General features: G+C 37.6%; 15 protein-coding genes and 1 tRNA gene. 12 read left to right on the top strand and 4 right to left on the bottom strand.

The window, feature by feature from the left end:
- Nucleotides 1-709 precede the first annotated feature (709 nt).
- From HY960_08165 to HY960_08115, 11 genes are all read left to right on the top strand, one after another.
- A complete protein-coding gene (locus HY960_08165; protein MBI5215713.1) occupies nt 710-3,787 on the top strand; it encodes a choice-of-anchor D domain-containing protein in 3,078 nt (1,025 codons plus the stop codon).
- A gap of 258 nt (nt 3,788-4,045) precedes the next feature.
- Nucleotides 4,046-4,840, top strand: coding sequence for a class I SAM-dependent methyltransferase (locus tag HY960_08160; protein ID MBI5215712.1), 795 nt, complete (start codon nt 4,046-4,048; stop codon nt 4,838-4,840).
- The gene (locus HY960_08155; protein MBI5215711.1) at nt 4,837-5,556 is read left to right on the top strand and encodes a methyltransferase domain-containing protein; all 720 of its coding nucleotides are present in this window, start codon (nt 4,837-4,839) and stop codon (nt 5,554-5,556) included. Before HY960_08160 ends, HY960_08155 begins: the two co-directional genes overlap by 4 nt.
- A gap of 22 nt (nt 5,557-5,578) precedes the next feature.
- A complete protein-coding gene (locus tag HY960_08150) occupies nt 5,579-6,811 on the top strand; it encodes a glycosyltransferase family 4 protein (GenBank protein ID MBI5215710.1) in 1,233 nt (410 codons plus the stop codon).
- Nucleotides 6,812-6,932: 121 nt separating this feature from the next.
- Nucleotides 6,933-7,877 carry an SDR family oxidoreductase gene (locus HY960_08145; GenBank protein ID MBI5215709.1) on the top strand — a complete coding sequence of 315 codons (945 nt, stop codon included), beginning with the start codon at nt 6,933-6,935 and terminating at the stop codon, nt 7,875-7,877.
- A 54-nt stretch (nt 7,878-7,931) separates the two neighbouring features.
- Nucleotides 7,932-9,158, top strand: a complete 1,227-nt coding sequence (locus tag HY960_08140) for a glycosyltransferase (protein MBI5215708.1) — start codon at nt 7,932-7,934, stop codon at nt 9,156-9,158.
- A 27-nt stretch (nt 9,159-9,185) separates the two neighbouring features.
- Nucleotides 9,186-11,672: a YfhO family protein gene (locus HY960_08135; GenBank protein ID MBI5215707.1), complete on the top strand. Its 2,487-nt coding sequence runs from the start codon at nt 9,186-9,188 to the stop codon at nt 11,670-11,672.
- Nucleotides 11,673-11,949: 277 nt separating this feature from the next.
- Entirely contained in the window at nt 11,950-13,143 is a 1,194-nt protein-coding gene (locus HY960_08130; protein MBI5215706.1) for a hypothetical protein, read from the top strand.
- 45 nt (nt 13,144-13,188) lie between these two features.
- Complete coding sequence (locus tag HY960_08125) at nt 13,189-14,274, top strand: hypothetical protein (protein MBI5215705.1); 1,086 nt, start codon at nt 13,189-13,191, stop codon at nt 14,272-14,274.
- Between the two features lie 160 nt (nt 14,275-14,434).
- Nucleotides 14,435-15,940, top strand: a complete 1,506-nt coding sequence (locus HY960_08120) for a hypothetical protein (protein MBI5215704.1) — start codon at nt 14,435-14,437, stop codon at nt 15,938-15,940.
- A gap of 110 nt (nt 15,941-16,050) precedes the next feature.
- Nucleotides 16,051-16,899 carry a hypothetical protein gene (locus tag HY960_08115; protein ID MBI5215703.1) on the top strand — a complete coding sequence of 283 codons (849 nt, stop codon included), beginning with the start codon at nt 16,051-16,053 and terminating at the stop codon, nt 16,897-16,899.
- Nucleotides 16,900-16,988: 89 nt separating this feature from the next.
- Here HY960_08115 and rpsU read toward each other — a convergent pair whose 3' ends face one another.
- Genes rpsU through HY960_08095 form a run of 4 tightly spaced genes read right to left on the bottom strand, consistent with a single transcriptional unit; the run spans nt 16,989 to nt 18,448 of the window.
- On the bottom strand, nt 16,989-17,186 hold the full coding sequence (gene rpsU, locus HY960_08110) for a 30S ribosomal protein S21 (protein MBI5215702.1): 198 nt from the start codon (nt 17,184-17,186) through the stop codon (nt 16,989-16,991).
- A 47-nt stretch (nt 17,187-17,233) separates the two neighbouring features.
- Nucleotides 17,234-17,815 carry an SEC-C domain-containing protein gene (locus HY960_08105; protein MBI5215701.1) on the bottom strand — a complete coding sequence of 194 codons (582 nt, stop codon included), beginning with the start codon at nt 17,813-17,815 and terminating at the stop codon, nt 17,234-17,236.
- 5 nt (nt 17,816-17,820) lie between these two features.
- Nucleotides 17,821-18,075 (bottom strand): hypothetical protein, encoded by a 255-nt coding sequence (locus tag HY960_08100; protein ID MBI5215700.1) that lies wholly within the window; start codon nt 18,073-18,075, stop codon nt 17,821-17,823.
- Between the two features lie 13 nt (nt 18,076-18,088).
- Complete coding sequence (locus HY960_08095) at nt 18,089-18,448, bottom strand: hypothetical protein (GenBank protein MBI5215699.1); 360 nt, start codon at nt 18,446-18,448, stop codon at nt 18,089-18,091.
- 305 nt (nt 18,449-18,753) lie between these two features.
- Here HY960_08095 and HY960_08090 point away from each other — a divergent pair.
- A tRNA-Ile gene (locus HY960_08090) sits at nt 18,754-18,827 on the top strand.
- The last annotated feature ends 30 nt before the right edge of the window (nt 18,828-18,857 follow it).

The raw sequence follows: 18,857 nt of genomic DNA, 5'->3' as shown, positions 1-18,857 counted from the left end.
CGAAATGCGGAGTTAGCCGACCGGAATGCGGAGTTAGCCGACCGGAATGCGGAATTAGGGAATCAGAATGCGGAGTTAGGCAGACAGAATGCGGAATTAGGGAGTCAGAATGCGGAGTTAACCGAACGGAATGTCGAATTTCATTGCAGAAATGAGGAATAATGTACGTGAGGCTGTGATATGAATGAAGATTGCTCTTAAAGTATGTAGGAAACAGGAAATACAATAGTGAGTTTGTTTCCGAATGAATACAGTAAACCCGGTTTAGCGAGGGAAGAATTCACACTGTTGAAAGTAGAACGGAATGTAGGATTCTGAGCGCTTTGCGTTATTTCTATGGGACTTCTTCGCTCAACAGGTAAAGACACTTTCAGTATTCGGCAACATTTCAAAAAGTAATAAGCATACTCATCAATGAGGTTATTATCCATCCTTGAGACCAGTTATTATAGTGAAGAAGAAAAATAGGTGTGTTCTGAAAAATGAATATTATTGAAATAATTTCTGAAATATGCTTGACAATTATTGATAAATTTATTAAACTTGTACCACGTAACTGTATATTTAATCTGATTGCACAACGTTGTAGTTGGTTTTAAATCGAATTGTGAATCAGGGAGAAGCAAGCAATCAGAATTGCTTCGGGTGTTCTTTTCAGTGAATAAATATTAACAACTATTTTTTACATATTTAATTATGAGGTAATACAATGAAATACGTTTTAATTCTATCAGTTTTATTTATTGTCGCCAGTTTTTCTTTGGATGCACAAATGCGTTCACCATTTACTGTTGACTCGAACACAGTGGCGCTTTGGCATTTCGATGAGGGTTCGGGCAATGTTCTTTACGATGCGTCTCCGTACCACAACGACGGACAAATTGTAAACCCCGCCTGGGTGGAAGGCAAATATGGCTCGGCGTTGCACTTTAATGCAACGTCAACATATGTGAAACTTCCTAATTCTTCTTCTCTGAAACAGGAAAAGGAATTTACTATCGAAGCATGGATTTCTCTTGATACATTGGGATTTCCTAATGATCCGAGATACCCTGACAAGGCATATGTAATTCTAAGTAATGAAGGTGCTTATCCATATGGTGGAGGGTACCAAGTGACTTATCATAATTTACATAATTTGAGTTTTGAGTATAAAGCGACGAACCCAATAGTAGAATTCTCTGGTGGAGTACAATTAACAAATGCAAGAAGTTTCTACCATGTCGGTGTTACTTATCAAAGAACGAAAATTCTGAATGATTCTGTAACAATCGTTAAAACATATCTAAATGGAATACTCAAAGATAGCGCTGGATTTTTGCAAAGGATACAATACTCGAACACTCCGTATTTTTATATTGGTACAAACATAGAAGGTAAGGCTGTTGGTGGTTGGAAGTTGAGAGATTTCTTAGGAATAATTGATGAAATACGAATCTCAAAAGTTGCGCGTCATCCCGATGAATTTTATTCTCCTTATCTGGCAACATACTCTGGTTCTCTTGATTTCGGCTTTGTCGAAGTCGGTTCAACTTCCACTAAACATCTCATGCTGACGAATACATCGGACGAAGACACGCTTGTAATTGATGGAGTTTCATTCTCGAATGACCGGTTCAGCGTAACTCATCATCCCGGTTTTGTACTTCCGAATGAGGAGGTAACTATTGATGTAATGTACTCACCAATCCGTGCGGGCGTTGATGCCGGCACAATGACTGTCACAGTACAGAATGAAGGTGTTCCCGAAACGAAAATACAGTTGCTCGGAAAATCGTACACCGGAAGTATTGATACCAATGTTGTCGCACATTGGCTATTTGACGAGGGAGAAGGGAGAGTTCTCCACGATGCTTCTCTGTACGGGAACGATGGTACAATCTACAACGCCGAGTGGGTGCTGGGAAGAAAAGGAAATGCGCTCCATTTTAATGGCAAAACTTCGTACGTCGTCTTGCCGAATTCACCCTCACTCAGACAGGAACAAGCGTTCACCATTGAGGCATGGGTTTTATTCGACACATTCCAGTTTGACCCAGGGTATAATGAACGCCATGCAACGATTGTTTCAAACCTTGGTCCGTATCCGTATGGAGGCGGGTATCAGACAGATGTATTTCTTGGAGGAACGTATGGATTCGATTACCGTGCAGGTTCTCCCATTTCAAATTTTTCAAAGAAAACACAACTGACATCAACCCACCGATATTACCATTTAGCGGCAAGTTATGAACGTGTCTTTATGGGGCCTGATACAATGACAGTGATGAAAACATATGTTGACGGCATCATGACCGATAGTTCCGTGTTTCCTCAAAAGATTCACTATACTTCAACAGATAAATTTTATCTCGGAACAAACCGTGATGGACGGGCGGCGGGTTCGTATGGTGTCCGGGAACTGCCCGGTATTTTGGATGAAGTAAAAATTTCAAAAGTGGCTCGCCATCCAAATGAGTTCGGATTAGCACGAATAACATTATCAAAACAGGCAATTGTCTTTTCGCCTCTTCGTCTCGGCAGTTCTGTTTCGGAACAAGTTACGTTAGTAAATATTTCTAATACAGATACAATTACAGTCAATGATATTTACAATTCTCATCCTGAATTTTCGACTGATGTTTCATCATTCAGTTTGCCTCCGGGCGGTGAACAACTTGTTACAGTTACCTATACTCCGGTTGATATCGGGTCCGATGAAGCGGTATTCACATTTACTCCAACAGATTCGGCATTTGAGCCGGTTCTTCTCTACGTCTCCGGAAATGCGTATGAAATTGGAGAGTCGCCCCAAATTACTTCCATCAACGATATCCCGAATGACCAAGGAAGACAGGTGCGGATATGTTGGTATCCGAGCGTGTACGACAGTCAAACCGAATCTCTACGGGTGAATGAGTACAGCATTTGGAGAAAAGTAAACGACCCGCTCCTCAAATCATCCTTAGCGCTCGGTGAAGGGAGTATTAGTGAAGTTGGAAAGCATCGGTACGCGAACATACAGAATGAATTATGGGATTTTGTTACCTCCTTACCTGCCGTTCGGTTTGAACAATATGCCTTTGTTGCGCCGACACTGTATAACTCGAATGAATATGGAGAATACTGGTCAACATTCCGCGTCGCGGCACATACGATGACAGGAGAATTTTTCTTTTCTCAGCCGGATAGCGGTACATCGCATGACAATATCTATCCTGTTGCACCGAGAGCGTTAACTGCTATATCGGTATTCAACCGTGTGTATCTTAACTGGAGTGAAGTGGAAGAACCCGACTTATTCGAGTACAGGATTTACCGTTCCACCAAACGAGAGTTTGATGCGAGTACAACAGTGAAACTCGGTTCTTCTTCTTCGTCATCGTACGAGGATATTACGGGGGTGATGGACGAACGATATTTCTATGCTATTACATCGGTTGATTCCAATGGAAATGAAAGTGTGGAAAAGACAATTTCTAACGGAGTGTATGTTTTGGGTACAGGTACTCAGGAAGAATTACCGACCGAGTTCTCACTCAAACAGAATTACCCGAATCCGTTTAATCCTTCAACTGTCATTTCGTATGCAGTGCCGGAACGAAGTTTTGTAACGTTAGTTATTTATGACATTCTCGGCAAACCGGTAACGACATTAATCGAGGAGGAAGTAGAAGCAGGGTATCACAATGTACGATGGCTGACTCCGCAAGCGAGCGGGATTTATCTTTATAAACTCTCAGCTGTCAGTGTGGAAAATCCCGCAAACTCTTTTATTCAATCGAAGAAGATGATCTTCATGAAGTAATAAGTTGGATCGCGTTATCAATTCCACGCCTCATTTACATGGGGCGTGGTTTTTTGTTTTAGAAAGATATCGTATATTTGCCACCCCAAGAATATTGATTACCTATTTACTTTGAAATGACTGTAAATGGGCAATTATTAGCCTAATAAAAATATTTTTTTGAATCAACACGCCACCAACAATCTGTAATTGAAAGTTAACCTGAGATTCAATCAGTCAACGGTATAATAATGAGCTGTACGAATAATTTGAATAATAATGAATAAATCAATCTCTAACATCATAAGGAAAATTGGACACAGAATTTATAACATTGGCAATAAATACAGCATCGCAGACAATTCTCCTGTAACTGCTGATATGCAAGAAAAAGAGTTTTTAGAGATTTACCAACTCTGTAAACCTTTTACAATGACTACAATCGAAAGGATGTATGCATTGTATTGTGCGGTTAATTATGTGTTATTAAGTAATATCAGGGGCGATTTTGTGGAGTGTGGAGTTTGGCGAGGTGGAAGTAGTATGCTAATTGCAAAAATGCTACAAAATAGAAAGATAAAAGAGAGAAAGATATATTTATATGATACCTTTGAAGGTATGACGGAACCTACTATGGAGGATATTGATATACATGGTGAAACAGCCTTGACACTTCTAGAAGAATATAAAGACCATAAAGAAACATCAGTTTGGTGTTTCGCGAGTTTAGAAGATGTGAAGAAAAATATGCAAATAACTAACTTCAAGACAGAAAATATTGTTTATGTGAAAGGTAAAGTAGAAGAGACCATTCCCCATATCATGCCCGAAGAAAATATTGCCCTGCTACGTTTAGATACTGATTGGTATGAATCAACAAAACATGAACTAACATTTTTGTTTCCTCGTCTCGAAATCAATGGAGTTCTAATAATTGATGATTATGGTCATTGGGAAGGTTGTAAAAAAGCTGTTGATGAATATAGGGAGAAAAATGGTATTAGTCTTTTGCTTAACAGAATAGATTATACAGGAAGAATTGGTATTAAAACAGCAATAAAAAATGAAGGATGAATACTACGACGATTAGAAAGAACATCAGAAGAAAGGAATACAATTACCGGATAGATTGTCCTGATTATTTCGTTCTTAAGCATTTGCAGCGATATCTTTTTTTTACTATTGAAGAATATGTTAAGAGTGGAATGGTGGTATGCGATATCGGATGTGGAGAACAGCCATTAAGAAATATGATCGAAAAAAAAGGTGCAACGTATATAGGAGTAGATGTTTCTCAAAACTCAACAGATTCAGTTCAGGTGTTGGCTTCGATTACTGATATTCCGCTTCCAGAAAATTCCTTTGACATCATATTCTGTACAGAAGTGCTTGAACATGTTTCTGATACTTATAAAGCCTTTTCTGAATTGTCACGTATTTTACGCCCCTCGGGAAAATTGATTATCACTACTCCATTTGCTTATCCATTGCATGAAGAACCATATGATTATCAGAGGTTAACACCGTATCAAATTACACTTTGTGCCAAAGAAAATAAATTCCATGTTTTTGAAATAAAGACGTCGGGTAATGAATTGGAAGTTTTGGCGACTGTTTGGTGTAGTATGTGGAACCGAATGAATAGACGGCGGAAGACAGTACTCCATAAATATTGGGATAAATTAATGCGAACACCTATTAACATCCTTGCAGTACTGGGTGGATACCTTTTAGGTAACTCTTTATCTAAAAAATATTTCTTAAATGTTCTTGCTGTTTTTACCAAGTAATTTTCGTTAGAAATAAAAGTTAGTGATTCGAATTTGTTTTTATATTGAAACAAATGGTTATGGAGGGTGTGAGAATCATCTCCTGCAACTTATTGAAAATGTAGCGTCAAAGGAATTTGAAATTACTGTTGTTATACACTCGTCTTCTCAGAGGGAAATAAATTTTAGTTTGTTGCAAACTAAACTCAATAAATTATTGGAAGAAAAATACATCATTAAACTCTTCTTTTTTGAAACTGAATATCTCGGGTTGAAAGCATTAAAAAATATTGGGTATATAAAAAAATTATATAGTTTTATTAACAATGAAAATTCTATTTTTCATTTCTATAAACCCTCTTTGGGGAGATGTGCAGTTCCATCAATCTTATGTTCTTTACTTTCAAAACCATCTATTCAAACAATACAATTACCTCCATCTCATTACATCACGAATACGTTGAGTCTGAAAAGATTTCGGCAAAGACTCTATCTGAATTCAAGCGACTATATAATAACAGTTTCAGAATCGGCAAAAAAAGACTTTGTACGTTATTTCAATTTGCCTTCTGAAAAAATTATTGCCATCCATAACGGAATAAATTCCTATCCTTTTGTTTCCACAAAAGTCACTAAAGAAGAAAAAAGGAAATCGCTTGAAAAGGAGCTTGTGATAAATTTAGAAGGGAAGACACTCTTGTTAAATGTTGCAAGATTAGATGAACAAAAGGGGCAAATATTTTTAATTGAAGGTCTCCGTTTACTTAAAGAGAGAAGCCCGGATTATTTTCAAAAAGTGATAGTTCTGTGTGTCGGGGCGGGAGAATTAGAAGTAAAATTAAAAAGCCTTGTTGTTAAATATGAACTACAAGAAACAATTTTATTTTTAGGGCATAGAAATGATATTGCTGAATTGCTAAGAAGTGCCGACGCATTTATTCTAACCAGTTTATACGAAGGTTTACCCCTTACAATTGTAGAAGCAATGGTAATGCAACTACCGGTTATTGCAACTAATATAAACGGAAATAATGAAATAGTATTAAATGGTGAAACAGGTTTACTTGTTACTCCCGGTGACGAATCTGCAATTGAAAAAGCGATAATACAACTTTTGTCTATGAGTGAAAATGATAAAATAAACATGGGCATAAAAGGTCGCAAACGGGCATTAGAGGAATTTGACCATGGCCAACAATCAGAAAAGGTCAGAAATATTTATCGTTCGATTTTGGGGACTGTAAACTCTTCTTCAAAATACCGTGAGTCTGCTTAATAAATATATTGAATTGACAAAAAGATTTTAAAAAACTGAAATCGAAATACAAAATAACCAAACTGAACATTTATGATTCGATTCATTCATCTTTTATAACTATAACCATAATCAAACATTCATGAAACAAGGACAAAATATAAGCTTAATAACGGGAGGAGCCGGTTTCCTCGGTTCACATCTTTGCGATAGATTATTATATGAAGGTCATGAGGTAATTTGTATAGATAATCTTATCACTGGAAGTGAATCGAACATCGCACATCTACTTGGAAAGAAGAAGTTTCGATTTATTAAACACGATATCACAAATTATATTTTTATTGACGGTCCCATACATAATATTCTTCATTTCGCTTCACCAGCTAGCCCGATTGATTACCTTAAATTACCTATTCAAACTTTAAAAGTTGGCTCTCTTGGAACACATAATGCTCTTGGTCTGGCGAAAACAAAAGATGCTACTTTCTTGCTTGCTTCAACATCCGAAGTATATGGCGATCCCCTGATTCACCCACAACATGAATTATATTGGGGGAATGTAAATCCAATTGGGTTACGCGGAGTGTATGATGAAGCAAAACGATTTGCTGAAGCAATGACAATGGCCTATCATCGTTATCATAATGTAGTTACACGGATAGTCCGAATTTTCAATACATACGGACCCAGGATGCGAATTAGCGATGGAAGAGCAATTCCTGCCTTCATTTCTCAAGCGCTAAAAAACGAAGATGTCACGGTGTTTGGTGATGGAAGTCAGACTCGAAGTGTATGTTACGTTGACGATTTAGTAGAGGGAATATTTCGATTGTTGCAATCTGATATTACAACCCCTATTAATATTGGTAATCCCGACGAGATTCCAATACTTCAACTCGCAAATGAAGTAATTGCATTATCGAAGAGTAGCAGCAAAATTGTTTTTCGAGAATTGCCAGAAGACGATCCTAAAATACGTCAACCCGACATCTCGAAAGCACAAATGTTACTAAAGTGGAATCCCAAAATTTTACGGAGTGAGGGGCTGAAAAAAACACTTGACTATTTTAAAGGTAAAATATAGTTATTCATTTTAGAGTGATAAATTCTTAAAATAAAACAAAGAATTCACAGGGAAATGAACATTCTCTTCATTACATCATCACTTCCTCATCAATTCTCCGGGCACGGAAGCGGCGTCCTATTGTATCAAACTATCAGGCAATTGACGAAACGGCATCAGGTAACAATTATTTCTTTTTGTGATAAACAGGAACAACAGTTTACCGAAGAACTGAAATCGAAATTACCGGTTGAGTTGTTCACCGTCCCTCGAGGAAAAGGCGCACAGGAGAGTATATATTTTACTTTTTATCTTATTCTCATTCGGTTGTACCAACTATTTCGGAGCGTGATTTTTTGGCAACCGTATGTTGTCAGTAAGTATTATCATCCAAGAATGGGACAACTCATCGAAAAAGTTACTTCTGAAAAACAGTTTGATGTCGTGCAGTTTGAGTTTACACACATGGGGCAATATCAACAGTTTGTTCGTTCTGGGAGAGTTGTGTTGGATGAATTAGATGTAACATACCGCCCGGCGTATCGCTTGTATAAAAAACAAAAACAACCTTTCAAAAAATTCTTCGCGTACGTTGAGTGGTGCAGATGGAAGAAGTTTGAATTACGATTGATACAGCAATGTCATCATATCTTGACGATTACAGAGCAAGACAGATTATTGTTGCAATGGCTTTCAAAAAACAATAACATCAGTTATTTTCGTCGGGGAGTAGATATTCCTGTTGAATTAACACAAAAAAGAATTCCCCACACCATACTCTTCATTGGCTCCTTCTCTCACCAACCCAATGTTGATGCGGTTCGTTGGCTTGTTCATGAAATCTTTCCTCTCGTGAACAGGAAATTTCCCGATGTAGTGTGTACCATTATCGGCAAGAATCCTCCGCAAGATGTTGTGAACGCATCTGAGAAGAATTCAGGAATTAAGGCGCTCGGTTTTGTTGAAGATATCAGGCAGTATCTTCATTCGTGTAGTGTATTTGTAGCGCCGCTTCGGTACGGCGGTGGTGTGAAAATCAAAATTCTTGAAGCGATGGCGCATGGAATTCCTGTCGTGACAACAAAAATCGGTGCGGAAGGGATTGATGGAATTTCGTCTGAAAGTGTTATACTTGGTGAAACTCCCGTGAAAATTGCATCGCATATTTGCAATTTGTTTGATGACCCGCAACGAGCAGAAACGCTTGCGAGAAATGCGTACGAAAATATCGTTCAACATTACTCGTGGGAAGTTGTAATCGAACGACTTGAGAAAATTTATGGCAAGATACTGTCAAACTAATATTAAAAGATTTACAATCAAGAAATTATGGCTCAACCTCAATCAACAATAAAAAAACAATCATCACAAACGCTCTTCGGAAATCTTTCGGAGGCGAAGCGCGACCTACTATTTATCGGAATCTTATATGTGATTCTTTTAGTGATGTTCAACAAAATTGTCTTCAATGATATGATGTTTGCCGATTCAGGCGATACCGTTGCGGCGGAGGCGTGGTCTCAAGCCGGACGACAAATTGTCGAGACTGAGAACGTCGAGCCGCTTTGGATTCCCAATCCGTTCGGAGGAATGCCGGGCTTCGGAAGTTTAGCATATATTCCCCGCGATGTGAATTACTTGCAACTCGCGCTTCACTGGCTCGGCAAGGTATTGTTTCTCAACGCAACATGGGGATGGATGGTGCTTCACTTTTTCCTTGCAGGTGTGTTCATGTATTTTGCCGGGCGGGCGTTGTTTCCCGGTCCGTCGGGACAGTTGCCATCGTTGCTCGGTGCGTTGACCTTTATGCTCAATCCGTATCTCATCGGGCTCGCGCAGGCAGGACAAGGTTCTAAGTTATTCGCTCTGAGTTACATCCCGTTACTTTTTTTGCTCACACATAATTTATTTAAGCGAAGAGATGTATTGAGTTTGGGTTTGCTTGCAATCGCGATTGGAACGAGTCTTCTCACCAATCACGTGCAGATGGTGTTTTATGGATTTGTTGTCATCGGAAGTTATCTCCTTTGGGAAGTAGTTTCAGAAATCAAACAACAGCCAAAACCGGCAATGATAAAAACATTGATGTTTGTCGGAGCGTTCGTCCTTGGATTTGCAATTTCCGCGTATGTCTATCTTTCGGTTCAGGAATATTCAGCCTATTCGATACGCGGAGGTGGCGGTGGAGAAGGCGCTGTTGCGGGAGGCTTGGATTACGACTATGCGACCAATTGGTCGTTCCATCCATTCGAGATGATGAATTATCTTCTCCCCTCATTTTTCGGTTATCAGTCTCCGTACTATTGGGGCTGGATGCCGTTTACCGATAGCACTGTTTATATCGGTATTGTTCCCCTTGTGCTGGCTTTGTTTGCATTGATGTATAAAAGAAATCGTATGACGATTTTTCTTGCAGTTTTGTCCGGTGTTATGTTCCTCATTTCGTTCGGTAAACATTTTTCATTGTTGTATGATTTGATGTTCAATTACTTTCCGTTCTTTAACAAGTTCCGTGTGCCGGTGATGATTCTTCATCTCATTCCGTTCACGTTCGGAATCCTTGCATTGTACGGTTACAACGCGTTGATTGAAATGCAGGGAAAAGATTTTGAGAAGAAAAGAACACAATTGTTCAAGGCGTTACGCGTTGGAGTAGTTGTCATTTTTGCCGCGCTGGTTGTCGGATTTGTTGCAAAAGACGGTGTTTATAGTTTCCTGTCTGATTTTATGTTCAAGCGTGCGGAAGATATGAGGGAGTTGCAACAACAATACGGCGCGCAAGCGCAACAGATTCTTCCGCAGTTAGAACGTGGCAGATTCGATTTATTGTGGGATGATTACATCAAGTTTGCATTGATTGCTTGTGCAACGTTCGGTTTGATGATTGCGTTTTTGAAAAATAAAATCAAATCGCTTGCGATGACACTTGGCTTTCTCGTCATCTTAGCAATAGACCTGATAATGTTAGACACGAATTACATCAATCCGAAACCGAACACTGCGCTCGGTCAGCATTTTGCACCGGATGCGACCGTGCAATTTTTGCAACAGGATAAGAGTCAATTCCGGGTTTATCAAATAGGGAACTTCATGGATAACACCTACATGTATCATGGATTACAATTAGTTGGCGGGTATAGTCCTGCAAAAATAAAAATCTATCAGGAAATGATAGACTCAATTGGTTTGCATCCGTTCCGTTTTCCTCTCAACATGGGCGTGTTGAACATGTTGAACACGAAATATTTTGTTGTGCCGGGTCAGTTGCCGCCGGATACAAATCTTACCGTTGTGAATTTCGACCAATCGAAAAGTTTATTGACGTATCAAAATAAAAACTTCTTACCGCGTGCGTGGTTTGTTGATGAAGTGACCGTTGCAACTACTAAACCTGAAATATTCAATGTGCTTCGTTCCGGTTCATTTGACCCGAAGAAGATTGCCGTGTTGGAAAAGTCGCCCTCCGTCAATCCCGTGAAATCGGATTCTTCGTTTGTATCAATTGATGATTATAAATCACGGGAAATTTCGTACTCGACCTATTCAACACAAACTTCGTTGCTGGTGTTCAGTGAAGTTTATTATCCCGCAGGGTGGAAGGCGTACATTGATGGACAAGAGACGGAAATCTTCAAAACAAATTTTGTTCTTCGGTCGATAATTGTTCCGGCAGGCAATCATAAAATAGAAATGAAATTCAACCCGCCGCTATACGAAACAGGATTCTCGATAACAATGGGAGCGTGGGTTGTTTCAATAGCATTGGTTAGCTTTGGAGTTTGGAAGTGGAAGAAAAGTAATAAAATTGAAGCATAACGTTGAACGTCGTGCCCGATTCACTTGGGACAAAAATACAAAAGGGTCAGAAAAACTGACCCTTTTTTGTTAAGCAAACTTGTAACTTACATCTGCTCTTCCATCCGCTGGCGATATCTTGGATAAAAAATAATTGATTTTGATGGACAATATTATTTGTAATCATTAAAAAAAGTACTATAATCACGCGCAAGGGTTAGTGTGATAATATGTAATAAAACATTTATTCGCTCACCATATAATTTTATCAATATTTTATGTTCTTTATAGGTATAACATGTATCAGTTATTTTTATGTTCAATGTTTCTTCTTTTGTTCGGCGGTGGATTAGTGTATTCACAAAACACAAATCAAAACCAAGTGGTTGATGATTTTAATAAGGAAATGTTGACCGAGGAAAATGCCAACGAAATGAAAAGCCCTTCCCTTGGAATAGGCGCGATTGTAAATACAATTGATCAAACAACTGAATCTTTTATTGTGTTTGATTATTTTGAATCCCATCCTATTGTAGTCAATAGTAAAAAATTATCCTTGCGCTATGTTGATCATCCTAACGAAGCCCAATATACTGTTACTGGTGAATTAGATGGTTCGATGAGTATGTCTTCATATCGTCTACATGCTGATTATTTTCTTTGGAAAGATGGAAAGAAAATACAACAGTTGAGTATTTCGTGGAGTGGAACTACGAATGAAACCTATCCTCTCGATTTTAGAGCTAATGTACTCAGGCCGAGTCTTGATGAGTTCAAAAATTATTTAACTACTCTAATAGATGCAGGTAACATCTCTCCACAAGAAAAGCTAGTAATTGTACTACCAAATATTGAAATGAAGCGAACGAGAATTCCGTTTTCTAATTCTCTAAATATCGGTATTGCAACTTCAAGTAGCGAGTATGGTGTAGGAGGAGTTTTGGCACCCGCCTATTTTGCACAACTGAATATGCACATCCCGTTTCTTAGAAATATTAATGTTGAAAATACTGTACAACTTCTCTATGCAGAAGTTGGAGAAAAAGAATATACTAATAGTTTCAGTACGCAATATAAATTATACAAGAAAAAAGGCTCGTATTTTTCTAGTACGATCTTACTTGGTATGAATTATAGTATTCCACTTTCAAATTCGTCATATATTTACTTGGGAGGACAAGGGCAATTAGGCCTAGGCGGGTTGATTGATCACAATATGTCATATAGAGATCAATCACAGCAATTTTATTTTTCAGTCTCTTCATCAGACGATATGCATTTCATTTACGGTTTTAACTTCAATGCAGGAATTACCTTCGGTAGATTCAGAACGTTTATATCGTATGATAATGTCTATTGGTCTGATGAATTTTCTATTACAGAGTGGCATACAAATAACCCGAATATGAAGTTATACTATTCACTTCCGGAAGATGTATCCCTTGAATATATAAAATTTGGGATAGGTTATATTACAGACATCCATTTTTAATCTACAAACAAAAACATCAATTAGAAACAAGTATTGGTTATTTCTATGTCAAATCTCAAAAAATTTACCCTACTAACTTTTCTTTTCTTATTCATACAAGGTTGCGCTACACAAAGACTTAGTACACTTTTTAATAATCCCAGTATCGAAGATAAAGGGAGAATTAATCCTAAAAGTAGAATTAATAAATTTGAAGATAATTTCCGTAATTCCAATTCAAAGGATCAATCATACCCTAACTATCTTGGGAACTATGAAGGGTTATCAACATTTTTCTTTCCCAAAACAAAGAGACCTGAGGCTGCATGGAATTATGTTTTTTTAGGTTGGGATTTTTTAAAGGTTAATGACATTGGTGGAGCTGCTCGGGCATTTTGGGCCGGATTGAAACTTGTTGGTACAACGAATGCAAGTAGAACTGAACGAGAAAGGATTAGATATTATTGTTATCAAGGGCTTGGAGAAGTTGCAGAAGGAAAAAAACAACATCGATATCGTGCTTTATTATTGTTATGTTCTGATTTGATAAATGTTTATTTACATGACCCTCAATCATATTCCGATAGTATAAAATTTGTTCAGGAAATGGCTAAATTCAAAAGCGTTCAGATTAGTATCGAAAATGCTGAGGATGAAAAAAACAAACAAGGTTTACTGAATATGCTCAATGTTCTTTCCTCTGTGTATGCATCCGATGCACAATTAAAAAATGCTTTGGTTACCGGTGATTCTAAGGCAGCAGCCGAACAATTAGTTTCAACTTTTAAGACCACTAGTGAGGCAAATGAGCAAGAAAAAGAATCTCGAATGAAATTAAATGAGATGGTGGAGAAGTTGAATACAATTAACACGAAAGAGATTAGCTCCGTGGTAGAAAGTGAAGTTATATCCAATGAATCCGACTTATTTTTTGTGTCAAAAGAAATCATCGCGTTTTTAGCTATCACAGACAGTGCAAAAAAAAATAATTATTTAAACATAATTCATTCTTTTGCTGAAAAGAATTCTGAGTTAGACATTGTTCTTAACAAATTTGATTACTCTGAAACAGCGATGATGGGGCTTGTTCGAGCAATAAATAAAGAATGTGCTAAAGTTGAAGTAACTGAGAGAAGAAAAGTAAATCAATGATCTATTGTTGACAAGGATTGTGAGGAATAACATGATATCCAGTGAAAGAGGTCTTTACCAGAACTTATCACTTTTTCCGATAATCAGGATCGTTGTATTGATAATGATTATGAATGGATTGATTTATGAAATTGCCGTTTCACAATGCTCATATTGTAAAATGGCTGCAGAAAAAATGAGAGTTGCAATGCAAGAAAACCAGAAAAATGCAAATCAGTTTCCCGGTTCTCTTGGAGATCCTTATCGGCAAGCAGTCAAGGCGCAACAATGGGGGATAAACAAGTATAATTCATGTACGGGAAATCCATGCATTGCAACAGGAAAATCATCATCGTCTCAATCAAATCAACAAAATATATCAACGTCACCTACTTCCACTAATAATAATGCAGAATCTTTGAATAAACTTTCTGAGGGTTTACAGTCTCTTGCAAATCGTTCAAAAGATAATTTTAATGAACATGCAGAAGAATTCGAGGAAAAATTTAATATCCTTCAAAATGGTTCTTCAATAGAGGAAAAGGTAAGACTTAATGTAAAAGAACGCGACGCTATGATGACTCGATTTCTTTCTGACCAAGATGGATACATGAAAGACTTTATCTCTGATTTAGAAGAACAAGAAAAACTAGAGAAGGAAGTTTATGCATCAGTAGATAGAAAATTACATGAAATGGATTTACGATTGGATAGTATCCGCCGTTTGATGCCTGAAACCGATGCGATAGTTAATGATGACGGGTCAATTAGTTTATTTCCTCGTAACGCTAATCAATATACCAGCCCTCGTCACGCACCCATTTCAGATAAAGAATTGATTGCCAAATTTCAAAATGATTTGGGACAGATGGTTGAATCTTTTTTCAACAATAAAGAATATACAACCATCCTTGGGCAAGAAATTCCTAAGGAAATTGAGTTTGGCGGAGATGAGGATTCTGAGGAGTTAGCGAATATTTCTGAAAATCAAAATGACAACATCGGGGAAGATAGAGGCAGTCAACAAAACCCGGCAATTATTGAGTCAAGCATTGGTCAAGATAGAATCGCCGAGACTAGAAGTGATATAAAAAGTAAAGATGTAAGTGATGAGGATGAAAGCTCAAATAGTTCCTCAGCCAAATTTGAAATTTCCGATAACAAAGCGAAAGAACTGGAAGATATTGCATACTCGGCCGGAGATTGGGCTCTTAAAAAATCTAATCCACGTTTATATCAACAAACAACAGAAAAGATAGAAAAGACCAACGATGCATTGAAGCCAATTATTATTACACAAAGAACATTAAGCGATTTCAATAGTACTTTCAAAGGTCAAGAGGGACATGATTACTATAAGGGAACCCGTGCGATTGCAACAACAGGGACTCACGATAAAGAGATTCGAGAAAAGGTTGAAAATGTTGGCGCAACTGTTCAGGGCGCTGTAAATCGGCTTAACGGTCAAACTGTAGATGAGTATGAGGAAGTTCTCCGACGAAAGGAGGAAGGTACAGATGAAATACTACTGCCAAGACCAATTAAAAATATCAAACAGAAGTATGATAATGTTATTTCCACCACTGAAGATGTTTTGAAGAAAATGAAATCAGCAGCTAATACTACAGGAGTGAAAGAGTTTTGGCCCGTTGATATGCTTTTTCGTACCAGTAATAGATGGAAGTAACTCCACAGATGTATGGTCAGAATCTGAAGAGCGATTTAAGAGAATGATCACATTAGGTATGATTTGTCAAAGGGGTGTTTTTGTAAACAAGAAGTTATTGGAACAACCTCATGAGTAAATTCTGTTTCGTTATTTCGGATATCATTATGATTTTGTTAGTTTTCATTTGTTCTAATCAGGTGTACAGTCTTACAAACAACATTGATGATTCAGTATTAATTGACGCACGATTTACTTCACTAAACTATACATTACCCGAAACACAAAGTAAGCCTTTTGATTTTACGGTTGCAAAACCCGGACTAATTTTTGTCCCAATAGATGGAGGTATATTCATTTGTGGGTGGAACTCATGGTTTATCAAACCACAGGAATTTCCTATTATCGCTATGGAGGTTTCAAACGATAGTATTCTTACCATTATTCAAAACGACAGCACGTTTTCATACGTTTTAAGCACTTTGATGGGGAATCATTCCAACACTGCTTTTGATACTATTGCTAAATTACCAGTTGGGTCTTATGGATTGCGAAATGCAGGAAAAAATCAATATTGGGTTTGGGGCAAATCAACTTCTTTAAAGTGGAAAATATATAAAGTATCCAAACGAAATGTATCTGTATTTTTTGTTTCTGACAATCCCATAAAATCTCTCACATTGTACGGTAATGATAAAATTCTTTTCTCTGCCGGTGAGCGGCTTTTCCTGATGAAGAGCAAACACAACTCAATTTTGGTATCAAAAACCGATTTTCTCATAGAAGGATTATGTGTAGATGAGAACGGGAATATCTTCATTTCTTCAAATAACTCAATTATTGAAATCAATAAGAATGCGAAAATGACGACTATTGCAAAAAATGTTTCCGGTTTGCTCCAAAGGTATAATAAGAAGATTTTTGTATTGTCAAAGATTGGGAATCAGGTAATAGAATTGATTTTGTCTAATAACAAGTAAGACATGCAATACGAATTAATGAAGTGTCAGTAATAAATAAAAAAAGGGTCAATAAAACTGACCCTTTTTTGTTAAGCAAACTTGTAACTTTACATTTGCTCTTCCATCCGCTGGCGATATGCCCGGCGTACGGCTTTGATTTTTTTCATCCGCTTCTCGACAGAAGGCTTCGTAAAGTACGAACGTCGTTTTACTTCCTTCAACACACCTGAACGCTCGTATTTTTTCTTAAAGCGCCGGATTGCGCGATCAACGTTTTCATTCTCTTGAATGGTAATGCCGACCACTAACTTCACCTCCTCTCGAGTATACTAATAGATGTTGCATAAAATTTCTAAGTGTTTTTACCATGACAATGTTTATACTTTTTACCGCTTCCGCAATAACAAGTTTTATTTCTACCGATGTTCAATGATCTAGCAAAATTATTATTCATTATTGTAGATTCTGCAACGTAATCAATCGTTTGTACAGAAGGGATTCTGAAAGAAACGGTAGTCAGGTTGTTCACGTTTGTTATAGCAAAATCTCCATGTGAGATAATATCCATTCCGATTATTATCCCAAATTTCCCAGCAGTTTCTTTACATTCACTAACTCTTACCCCTGGAATAATCAAATTATTGGGAAGATAGACATTTACTAGATACACATTGACATTATTGCTTATCCCATTAGCGTGGGAAATTCTTGCAACCGAAATAGGGTGCAGGTTTAATATTCTTGCCGTTTCTTCTGTTACAGCACAATTAGTTGCACCGGTATCCCATAATGCTTTCGTTCTAAAAATTCTGTTATCAGAAGGACTGACTTCTTTTTCGAGGAAAGGAACCGAAACCCCGATGTCTGTTACAATTTCCCTAAGTAATCCATTTGCTTTTATAGTAAAAGCATGAAAGCCTATTTTATTGTTCAAATGCTCTAACGAAAAATAGCTCTTGAATGAAATGTCTGGGTATAATTTTCAATCCCGGGCAGACATTGCTGAATTAGAAACGTGCCAACTTCATGGACTTTCGAAGTTTCAACGTAAGCATCTAATTCATTTTCATAAATACCGATTATCTGTTGGTTCTTAAATACAAGATATTTACCCGCATATTTTGTGACAAATTCACTCTGATGTGCAAGGTAATATTCAAATTCTTTTTCAAGGCCTATTTTATTCTCAGACATATAAATAAAAATGCTACCGTAAATTTTCCACCAGTGTTTTTTGTCCTTCTTTTTCAAACGAGACGACTATCGCTTGACTTCCGCTGGAGGTTCGTACTTTGCTCAGTACTTTTCCCACGTCGTTCCATTCTGTATGGAATATTGCTTCCCCGATTCTGAACGTCTGTTCAGGATTGTACGGAGTTGCTTTCGATGCATCAAGATTGGCGTCATCTGCTTTTGGGTCAATAGGAGTAATAAGTGTCATGTGGTGGCAACGAGTGCAACGAACCCATGATTTACCCGGTGTCGTTGTCATTTCGCCCATCATTTCCATGCGTGTGGTTTTATTACAATAACCGCAATGACGTTGTGAAAATTTTGAACGCGACATAAAGATGTCTTTCAACTTAGTTGGGGATGAAGATTTAGTAAACTATTCACCTATAAAATACCAGCACAGGTGGTATTGACTTTTTTCAATTATGTATGTTGTAGCATACAACTGAAAGAACACAACATTCCACCAAATCGCAGTTCAATATGTTCGCAGAGAACTTTTGAGGGAGGGAATGAGGGAAGCCAATGACGCTTTCAATATAGCAAAAATATGGTTGCTGTCAAATCGAAATTCCTGTTTGGTAATTACCTCAGAATGCCCTATATTTGTTCGGTTTTGAATAAAAAACAAAGTTTTTTGGGCCCTTAGCTCAGTTGGTCAGAGCAATTGACTCATAATCAATGGGTCGCAGGTTCAAGTCCTGCAGGGCCCACTTCTTATTTCATTTCGGATTTCGAATTGC

The organism is Ignavibacteriota bacterium (genome assembly GCA_016212665.1).
Classification (GTDB): Bacteria; Bacteroidota; Ignavibacteria; order UBA10030; family SZUA-254; genus FW602-bin19.
Note: the sequence above shows the minus strand (reverse complement) of the source record. Positions and strands in the feature narration are given on the sequence as shown.

Excerpts from the sequence above, each read along its gene's own strand:
- HY960_08130 (MBI5215706.1), top strand. The coding sequence starts at position 11,950 with ATGTATCAGTTATTTTTATGTTCAATGTTTCTTCTTTTGTTCGGCGGT.
- HY960_08145 (MBI5215709.1), top strand. The coding sequence starts at position 6,933 with ATGAAACAAGGACAAAATATAAGCTTAATAACGGGAGGAGCCGGTTTC.
- HY960_08135 (MBI5215707.1), top strand. The coding sequence starts at position 9,186 with ATGGCTCAACCTCAATCAACAATAAAAAAACAATCATCACAAACGCTC.
- HY960_08120 (MBI5215704.1), top strand. The coding sequence starts at position 14,435 with ATGGCTGCAGAAAAAATGAGAGTTGCAATGCAAGAAAACCAGAAAAAT.
- HY960_08100 (MBI5215700.1), bottom strand. The coding sequence starts at position 18,075 with ATGTCTGAGAATAAAATAGGCCTTGAAAAAGAATTTGAATATTACCTT.
- HY960_08125 (MBI5215705.1), top strand. The coding sequence starts at position 13,189 with ATGTCAAATCTCAAAAAATTTACCCTACTAACTTTTCTTTTCTTATTC.
- HY960_08155 (MBI5215711.1), top strand. The coding sequence starts at position 4,837 with ATGAATACTACGACGATTAGAAAGAACATCAGAAGAAAGGAATACAAT.
- HY960_08165 (MBI5215713.1), top strand. The coding sequence starts at position 710 with ATGAAATACGTTTTAATTCTATCAGTTTTATTTATTGTCGCCAGTTTT.
- HY960_08160 (MBI5215712.1), top strand. The coding sequence starts at position 4,046 with ATGAATAAATCAATCTCTAACATCATAAGGAAAATTGGACACAGAATT.
- HY960_08095 (MBI5215699.1), bottom strand. The coding sequence starts at position 18,448 with ATGTCGCGTTCAAAATTTTCACAACGTCATTGCGGTTATTGTAATAAA.
- HY960_08140 (MBI5215708.1), top strand. The coding sequence starts at position 7,932 with ATGAACATTCTCTTCATTACATCATCACTTCCTCATCAATTCTCCGGG.
- HY960_08115 (MBI5215703.1), top strand. The coding sequence starts at position 16,051 with ATGAGTAAATTCTGTTTCGTTATTTCGGATATCATTATGATTTTGTTA.